The organism is Dactylosporangium sp. NPDC000244, assembly GCF_040300725.1.
In the GTDB taxonomy this organism is placed as follows: domain Bacteria; phylum Actinomycetota; class Actinomycetes; order Mycobacteriales; family Micromonosporaceae; genus Dactylosporangium.
In genome coordinates, this window is sequence record NZ_JBEPEH010000098.1 from 1 (window position 1) to 7815 (window position 7815).

Genomic DNA, 7815 nt, shown 5'->3' on the forward strand with positions numbered 1-7815 from the left:
TCAGCCTCCGCGACGTCCAGATCGCCGCCCGCCACGCCGACCCGCGAACGACGATGCGCTACGACCGGGCCCGCAACAACCTCGACCGCCACCCCAACTACATCCTCGCTGCCTACATGGCCTCCGGAACCTGACCCTGCGGTTTGCGACCCGTGCCGCCGGTGGGGCGCTGAGGCTTGCTGGGCGATCGTCACAGACTGTCGGCTCGCACCCGTGGCCGAGGCTTGGTGTTTGACGATGATCGGGGCTGTCGGGTAGGCAACTGGATCGTGGCGAACTGGGCTTCGTGCCGGCCAGGGCCAGTGTGCGGATACATCCGCCGCCGGATCAGTGGGAGATCGACCACGGCGGTTTCGCGGGGCTGTTCCCGCTCGCCTCGTTCGATGACCTGACCCGGCTGGACGGAGCCGTGTTCGCCAGCAATTGCGCGCAGATCACGGTGTTCGGCCTCGACGGCGACCGGTTCGACGAGCTCGCCGAGGCGCTCAACGCCCCTGACCGCCCGGTACTGGCCGACATCCTGCGACCCGGTGAGCTGGTCCTCTGTCTGGCAACGGTCCGCGATGCCTGGATGACCCAGTGGACGAACACACTCACCATCAAGGCAACCACCGAGACCGACATCGTGTACCGCACCGCCGCGCGTTACGCCGCCGCATACCAGCGCTACCTCGAGGGCTCGACGACATGAAGACCCTCGCCGACTTCCGGTCTGCAGCCGCAGTCCTCCTGGCCTGACCCACCCCGGCAGGCGGCGTGATCTTGGCATCCGCTTCTGCCGCCGATGGCGCACGACGGTCGACGAGGGTCTCCACCCCCAGTGACCGGTTCCTGTTGCCTGGTCTGCTGGCAACAGCACAGTCCTGGACTAGCGTGCCCTGCGACCCTGTCTGTTGGAGGTGGTGACGCAGTGATGGACGAGCTCCAGGCCAGTCTACCGATTCACCGAACCGTTCGACGTCAACTATTACCCTCGCTCGATCCAGGTCTACTTCAACGGAACCGAAGGCTGGGTTACCGACCTCGACGGCAACGAGCTCGGATGCGGCCACCAGCGGCCGGAGCCTGCGTCGCAAGCAGCAACGCAGACTCGCAGCCCAGCGGTTTATCGTCTCAACGGCCCCGGTGGCGACCAGCACTCGTAGCGGCCGCCTGCGCACATCTGCCGCAGGTCTCGCCACGGCGGGCGACTCGGAGATCATCACGCTTTGTGGCCGCGGATCGGGTGCGACGATGTACAGCAGCTGCGCTCGCTCGAAGCCGATGGGCGTTTGCCTGGGCTTGGATCGATCCGAGTTGGCGCGGCACCTGATGGCCGGGCATGATCTTCGCGCAGTAGCGGATGACGCCAGGTCAAGGGGATCGGGTGCGCGGACATGCCGCGATTCTCGCGCGCCGCCTGCTGAAGATCGCCACGATCTATGACTGCGCCATACCTCTCCGGTGCACTCTCCTGCCGAGATCCGCGCGCTACAGAACGTGACGGTCCAGCTGGCGGCTCGGCGCGCGGATGCCGATGGGCGGATGGTGCTTGACTGTCCCTCCGGGCAGAATTCTGGTCGTGCTGGGCAGACGGAAGCGGGCCAGTTCAAAGCCGGCCGCGGTGTGCGGTGGGTCGCCGACTCCGCCTCCGGGCTTCTCCATCGAGCAGATCACCGCAACACTGAGGTCTAACATGGCCAACGCCGGAGACTTCAGCTTCGAGGCGATCAAGGCAATGGGCAACGCCGTGCCGTTTCTCGTGACCAATCGTGGGGAGACGATTCTGGAGCTGTGGCTTGAGCCTATCGGTCAGGACTACTGGCTGCTGCCCGGCGAGATCGTCACGGTCACCTCCTACGGAACCTGGAGCGGCCATCCGTTCGAGACGCTCCACGAGCCCGGTCGGCTGACGGTGTGGGCCACCTCATGCTTCGCCACAGTCTCCGACGAAATCGGCGCCGAGGTTCCCGGCGGGCGGAATCGACCGCCGGGAACCAGCGATTAGCCGCGCCGCGCCCTCATGTCGCCGTGTGCTCGCTACCTCTTGTTTGTGATCGCCAGAACCGCGCTGCGGTGTCGAGTTGGTCGTCAACATGTGTGGACGTACGCTGCGGGCAACGCAGCCGATCGCATGGCGGGAACTCCGGGAAGCGCTCCTGCGGCGCACGACGCGGCCGTATGGCTGGCGCGATCCGGAGCCCGTGCTGACCCAAGCCGACCTCCATGACCTGCAGCGACAGATCGGCGTGGCGCTGCCGGCCGACTATCAGCAGTTTCTACTGCACGTGGGACGCGGTGGGCCGGGCCCGAGCTACGGTGTCACTCCCGTACGCCACACGGGTGGCCGATGGAAGTGGCACGGCGACGCATACGAGTTCGACCCTGACCACCTGGCCGAGCCGTTCCCGTTGCGCCGTTCAGACTGGCAGCTTGAGGACGAGCTCAGCGCCGACTATCCCGACTGGTTCACGTTTGCCCTGCGGGGCAACTACGACGCCGCGGTGGAGGCCTGGTGGCAACGGCACGATGATGTCGTGTTCGATCCCCGGCGAACCTACGGTGCGGTCCCAATCTGCGACGACGGCTGCGCGCTGCGCCAGTGGCTTGTCGTGACTGGTCCGGAACGCGGGAACATCTGGCTCGATCACCGCGCCGACGGTCGCGGCCTGACGCCAGCCTGGCTTCCCCATCACCGACGAGTCACCTTCGCCCAGTGGTACCACGATTGGTTCCAAACGCTTGAGGACCTCCCAGCTAGTCCTTGATCACGTTCGCGCTCATGCCGCGATCCGCTCGTGACGTGGAGCGCGTTTGCGGTTTGTTGCCGGGCAGTCCGACGATCCACTGCGATGCCGCCGTCCACGAAAGCCCGGCGTCTAGTGTGGCTGGCGTGGGGGGAGGCAAGGATCGTCGGACAAGGGCTGGTCGAGCCAGTGCCCGCGGTCGCCGGGGATCGGCTGGCCTGGTCGACCTCGTCCACGTGCGACGGGTGCGGGTCCCAGTCGGTGAGCTGTGGGTGGGATCAGCTGCCCGATCACCCAGCCCATAAATCTAGCGAAATTCGCCGATGTTGCGTGCGGCCCATGCGGTGAAGGGGCGTGCTGATCGGCCCAGGACCTCCGACACGTCCGGGCTGATCCGCTGCTCTCGTGCGGTCGGCGTGCCGAGGATCGCGAGCGTGCCCTCGACAACGGGTGGTGGCATGTACCGCAGCATCTGTTCACGAGCCTGGTCGGGCGTTTGTTCGATGAAGCGGATGGGCTCGCCGAGCGCGGCGGCGAGATCAGCAACCCGTTCACGTGGCGTGCTCAGCACCGGACCGGTCAGCTCGTACGTGCGTCCGTCGTGAGCGCTGTCGCGGAGCGCGGCGGCGGCCACCTCGGCGATGTCGTCCGGGTCGACCACGGGCAGGCCGACGTCGCCGAATGGTGCGGTCACCGTCCGGCCGGCCCGGATCGGCTCGGCCCACGCGAAGGAGTTGGAGGCAAAGCCGCCGGGACGCAGGATTGTCCAGCCGAGACCGGACCGGCGCACGAGATCCTCGATGGCGTGCAGAGGCGCGTGTGACGCCGCCCCCGGCCTTGTGCCGACTGCTTGCGAGGATTGCAGCACGATGCGTTTCACGTCGGCGGCCGCGGCGACCCGCAGGACTTCGGGCATGTCGAGGTGCGCTCCGGCACCCTCAACCAGCAGGAAGACCGCTTCTGCGCCGGCGAACGCTGGACGAAGGGTCTCCGGCTGTGCAAGGTCCGCGAGATGGTGGCGAACCCCGCCGGGCACGACGTGGTGGCGTCGTCCACGGGACACCGCCGTCACCTCGGCGCCCGATGCCGCAAGGACCGACAACAGCGTCCGGCCGACATTCCCGGTGGCGCCTGTCACGACAAACATGTTCGTCTCTCCAGTTCAGCCGCGTCGCTCGCGCGGTTGAAGGTGACGTTAGTGGCGTGGGTATAGTAGGTACCTAGAGGATAGTAATGGAGTTATGACGGAGGACACGTGGAGCGATCAGCGAACCCCGAGCTGGCGTGTCCAGTCGCGCCGGTCGTCGATGTCGTGTTCAGTCGATGGACCACGCCTATCCTCTGGGCTCTTCACGAGTACGGCCGGCAGCGATTCGTGGAGCTCGAGCGCCGGCTGACCAGCATTACGCCGAAGGTGCTCACCCAGCGGCTACGCCAACTCGAACGCGACGGGCTGGTGGCCCGCACCTACCACGCCGAGGTGCCACCCCGAGTCGAATACGAGATCACCGAACTGGGCGCCAGCCTCGGTCCGATCTTCGCCCACCTGGCCACCTGGGCCGACGCCCATCTCGAAACGGTGGAGCAGGCCCGTCGCGCCTACGACGCAGCGCGATGAGACTGAGCCAGCCTGATCATGACACTGCCGTGGCCTGACCGTGTCCGACCACCCGCGGACGGCTCCACAGCCGCTACCGACGTCCGCATCTGCCCCGATCCGCGGGAGCCGGGCGGCGGCGAGTTCGGCGGCGCGGCGGCCGAACCCGTAGTGGTCTTCGCCGCCGGATATGCGAGAGCGGGGCTGGGCTGGCGGGTAGGTCAGGCGACCCGGCGGACGGCGCCGGGCAGAGCCGGGGCGGCCGCGCCGGGGTGGAGGATCGCGGCCAGGGCCTCGACGCCGTCGACCAGGCGGGGGCCGGGGCGCACCACGATGCCGTCGGCGTCGATCGCCCACACCTCGGCCTCCGGGAACCTCGGGGCCACCAGCGCCGCCTGCTCGGCGGCGCCCTCGAGGTGGTAGCCGCACGGGGAGACCACCACGACGTCCGGCTCGGCGGCGGTCAGGTCGGGCCAGCCGACCTGGACCGAGCGGAGGACGGGCCGGGCGGCCACCGGTTCGCCGCCCGCCGCGGTGACGAGGTCCGGCACCCAGTGGCCGGCCGTGAACGGCGGGTCGACCCACTCGACGACGGCGACCCGGGGGCGGGGGCGGCCGGCGACCCGCTCCGCCACGGCGCCGAGCCGCGAGCGCAGGCGTGCCACGAGGGCGGCGGCGCGGGACGGTACCCCGGCGCGGTCGCCGACCGTGAGGATCGTGGCGAGCACGTCCTCGAGCGTGTGCGGGTCCAGCGACACCACGTCGGCCCGGCAGCCCAGATGGTCCAGGGCGTCCTCGACGTGGCCGGACGGCAGGGCGCAGACCCGGCAGAGGTCCTGGGTCAGGATCAGGTCGGGGGCCAGCGCGGCGAGGGCGCCCGCGTGCAGGGTGTAGAGGTCGGCACCGGCCGCGAACTGGGCGCGCACGTACGCGTCGATCTCGCCCGGGGTCAGGTCCGACGTGTCGCGGCCGCCGACCACGATGGTCTTGTCGACGCGGGCCGACGGCGGCTCGTCGCACTCGAAGGTCACGCCGACCAGCTGGGACTCGAGGCCGAGGGCGTAGACGATCTCGGTGGCCGACGGCAGCAGCGACACGACACGCATCAAGCCACGCTAGCTCGCGGCGCCATCGATCCGGGCGACGTCGGCGGCCGGTAGCGGAGGTGTTGCTCCGCTTCGGCGCGGGCAGCGGCCGATTCCCGGCAATCAGCCAGGTGACGGACTGTTATCCTCGCCGACCATGACAGCTGCGCGCCTGCGCCTCGGAGTCGACTTCGGCACCTCCACCACCATCGCGATGCTCCAGCGGGCCGACGCCCGCGTGCAGCCGCTGCTCTTCGACGGTTCGCCGCTGCTGTCCTCCGCCGTCCTGCTCGGCCCCGACGGCCAGCTGCACACCGGCCGCGACGCCGCCCACCTGGCCCGCAGCGCGCCCGAGCGGCTGGAGCCGAACCCGAAGCGCCGCATCGACGACACCGCGGTGCTGCTCGGCGACCGCGAGGTGGGCGTGCGCGACCTGATCGTCGCGGTGCTCGGCCGGGTGGCGCGGGAGGCCACGCGGGTCGCCGGGCCGGTGCGGGACGTGGCGCTCACCCACCCGGCCAGCTGGGGGCAGAACCGGCGCTCGATGCTGGTCGACGCCGCCCGGCACGCCGGGTTCCTGAACATCGAGCTGGTCGGCGAGCCCACCGCGGCGGCCACCTACTTCGCGCACACCCGTGGCGGGGCGTTCCCGCCCGGCGCGTGCGTGCTCGTGTACGACCTCGGCGCCGGCACCTGCGACGTCACGCTCCTGCGGCGCACCCAGACCGGCTTCGAGCAGGTCGCCTCCGACGGGCTCAACGACGTCGGCGGGCTCGACGTCGACGCCGCGATCATCGCCTTCCTCCAGGCGACCTACGGCGAGCTGTGGAGGGACCCGGCCCAGCGGCGCCAGCTGTGGGACGACGTGCGCTCGGCCAAGGAGATGCTCTCGCGCGCCAGCGGCACCGTCATCGGCGTGCCCGCGCTGGGCCGCGAGGTGCCGCTCGGCCGCGAGCAGCTGGAGGGGCTGACCCGGCCGGTGCTGCGCTCCACGATCTCGATGACCCGCGCGCTGGTCAATGAGTCGGGCGTCGGCACCGCCGCGATCGCGGGCCTGTTCCTGGTCGGCGGCTCCAGCCGCATCCCGCTCGTCGCCACGATGCTGCACGAGACCCTCGGCGTCGCGCCCGTCGTCGCCGAGCAGCCGGAACTTGTGGTGGCCGAGGGGTCACTGTACGTGAACCGGATGCCCAACTCGGCGCCCGCGACGGCAAGCGTGGCCGCCCCGGTCTCGGCCGTGCCGTCGTCCGGGATGCCCTACCAGCAGCAGACCGGCGCGTTCGCGGCCGGCCAGGTCTCGGCTCCCGCGTTCGCCGCCGCGCCCGTGTCCCCGGCGGTCCAGGGCTATCCGCAGCCGCCGGTCATGCCGCAGCAGCCGGTGCCGATGCCGCCCCGGATGAACCCGCCGGCCCGGCGCGGCCTGTCGCCCGCGGCCCTCGTCGCGATCGTGCTCGCCGCCGTCCTGCTCGTCGGCGGCGGCATCGCCGGCGCGACGTACCTCACGAAGGACACGCCGGGCGGCAACAGTCAGGCGGGCGCGGGCGCCACCACGGGCGCGGCCAAGGCCGCGGGCGGCCCCGGCCGCTACAACCTCGACAACGTTCCCGAGGACGAGTGCCAGGCGTCGGACGCGAGCATGTTCAACGACCTGTTCGAGGCCGAGATCTCCAAGCCGACGCCGAGCCGCAACCCGAACGCGACGATCAACTCCAGCACCTGCGGCTACACCCGCGCGCACGCCCTGACCGACTCCAAGCAGCAGCGCACGGCGAGCATCTCGTTCACCGTCTTCGCGGCCAACGACGTCTCCCTGGCGCAGAACATGCAGAGCCAGGAGGCCTCCACGGCACGGCTCGCCGGGCCGAACTCGGAGGTCCCGAACCTCGGCGAGGAGGCGATCTTCTACGAGACCCCGGGCACCGGCGACCAGGTGAGCCGGTTGACGATGACGCTCGGCGTGCGCGACAGCAACGTGCGCCTCCAGGTGTACTTCATCGGCAGCCGCGGCGACGGGGCGGCCTGGACGCAGAAGGAGAAGAACGACGTGCGCGACCGGGTCATCTCCGCCGCGAGGGCGACGTTCACGAAGTCCGTGGCGGGCATGAAGAAGTGACCGGCGGCACGCCTGGCTGACGACGAAGGCCTGACACGGCGAAGTCCAGGACATGGCGAAGGCCGGCCACCGCGAACGGTGACCGGCCTTGAGCCAGGGGTAGCCCTTGTCGTGCTTAGTTGGCCGCGACGCCGAACTGGCCGCCACCCCCCGAGTGGAGCTCGGTGCCGTCGACGAACGACTTGCCGAAGCTCTGCTCGAGCTGGTCGAGCTCGTTGAAGTTGGCCTGGTGGGCGTTCTCGCTGCCCTCGGCGGCGAAGACGTGGTCGTCCGAGGTCGCGTCGTGCGAGTAGT

At 70.0% G+C, this 7815-nt stretch carries 7 protein-coding genes; 5 read left to right on the plus strand and 2 right to left on the minus strand.

Annotated elements, in window-relative coordinates:
* Positions 1-286 precede the first annotated feature (286 nt).
* The 3 genes from ABT369_RS57485 to ABT369_RS57495 all read left to right on the plus strand — a co-directional run bounded on the left by ABT369_RS57485 (position 287) and on the right by ABT369_RS57495 (position 2747).
* Positions 287-691 (plus strand): hypothetical protein, encoded by a 405-nt coding sequence (locus tag ABT369_RS57485; RefSeq protein ID WP_350627173.1) that lies wholly within the window; start codon positions 287-289, stop codon positions 689-691.
* A 984-nt stretch (positions 692-1675) separates the two neighbouring features.
* Positions 1676-1987, plus strand: coding sequence for a hypothetical protein (locus tag ABT369_RS57490; protein ID WP_350627175.1), 312 nt, complete (start codon positions 1676-1678; stop codon positions 1985-1987).
* 76 nt (positions 1988-2063) lie between these two features.
* Positions 2064-2747, plus strand: a complete 684-nt coding sequence (locus ABT369_RS57495) for an SMI1/KNR4 family protein (protein ID WP_350627177.1) — start codon at positions 2064-2066, stop codon at positions 2745-2747.
* A gap of 286 nt (positions 2748-3033) precedes the next feature.
* On the opposite strand, the gene ABT369_RS57500 is transcribed toward ABT369_RS57495, so the two are convergent.
* Positions 3034-3873 carry an NAD(P)H-binding protein gene (locus ABT369_RS57500; protein ID WP_350627179.1) on the minus strand — a complete coding sequence of 280 codons (840 nt, stop codon included), beginning with the start codon at positions 3871-3873 and terminating at the stop codon, positions 3034-3036.
* A gap of 108 nt (positions 3874-3981) precedes the next feature.
* Between ABT369_RS57500 and ABT369_RS57505 the strand changes: the two genes are divergently transcribed.
* Positions 3982-4344 (plus strand): winged helix-turn-helix transcriptional regulator, encoded by a 363-nt coding sequence (locus ABT369_RS57505; RefSeq protein ID WP_350627181.1) that lies wholly within the window; start codon positions 3982-3984, stop codon positions 4342-4344.
* A gap of 200 nt (positions 4345-4544) precedes the next feature.
* Here ABT369_RS57505 and ABT369_RS57510 read toward each other — a convergent pair whose 3' ends face one another.
* Complete coding sequence (locus ABT369_RS57510) at positions 4545-5429, minus strand: ABC transporter substrate-binding protein (RefSeq protein WP_350627183.1); 885 nt, start codon at positions 5427-5429, stop codon at positions 4545-4547.
* A gap of 136 nt (positions 5430-5565) precedes the next feature.
* Between ABT369_RS57510 and ABT369_RS57515 the strand changes: the two genes are divergently transcribed.
* Positions 5566-7521 carry an Hsp70 family protein gene (locus ABT369_RS57515; protein ID WP_350627185.1) on the plus strand — a complete coding sequence of 652 codons (1956 nt, stop codon included), beginning with the start codon at positions 5566-5568 and terminating at the stop codon, positions 7519-7521.
* Positions 7522-7815 lie beyond the last annotated feature (294 nt).

What these genes read in the sequence shown, in the direction of transcription:
- ABT369_RS57490 (WP_350627175.1), top strand. Translation starts at nt 1,676, where the DNA reads ATGGCCAACGCCGGAGACTTCAGCTTCGAGGCGATCAAGGCAATGGGC.
- ABT369_RS57500 (WP_350627179.1), bottom strand. Translation starts at nt 3,873, where the DNA reads ATGTTTGTCGTGACAGGCGCCACCGGGAATGTCGGCCGGACGCTGTTG.
- ABT369_RS57510 (WP_350627183.1), bottom strand. Translation starts at nt 5,429, where the DNA reads ATGCGTGTCGTGTCGCTGCTGCCGTCGGCCACCGAGATCGTCTACGCC.
- ABT369_RS57515 (WP_350627185.1), top strand. Translation starts at nt 5,566, where the DNA reads ATGACAGCTGCGCGCCTGCGCCTCGGAGTCGACTTCGGCACCTCCACC.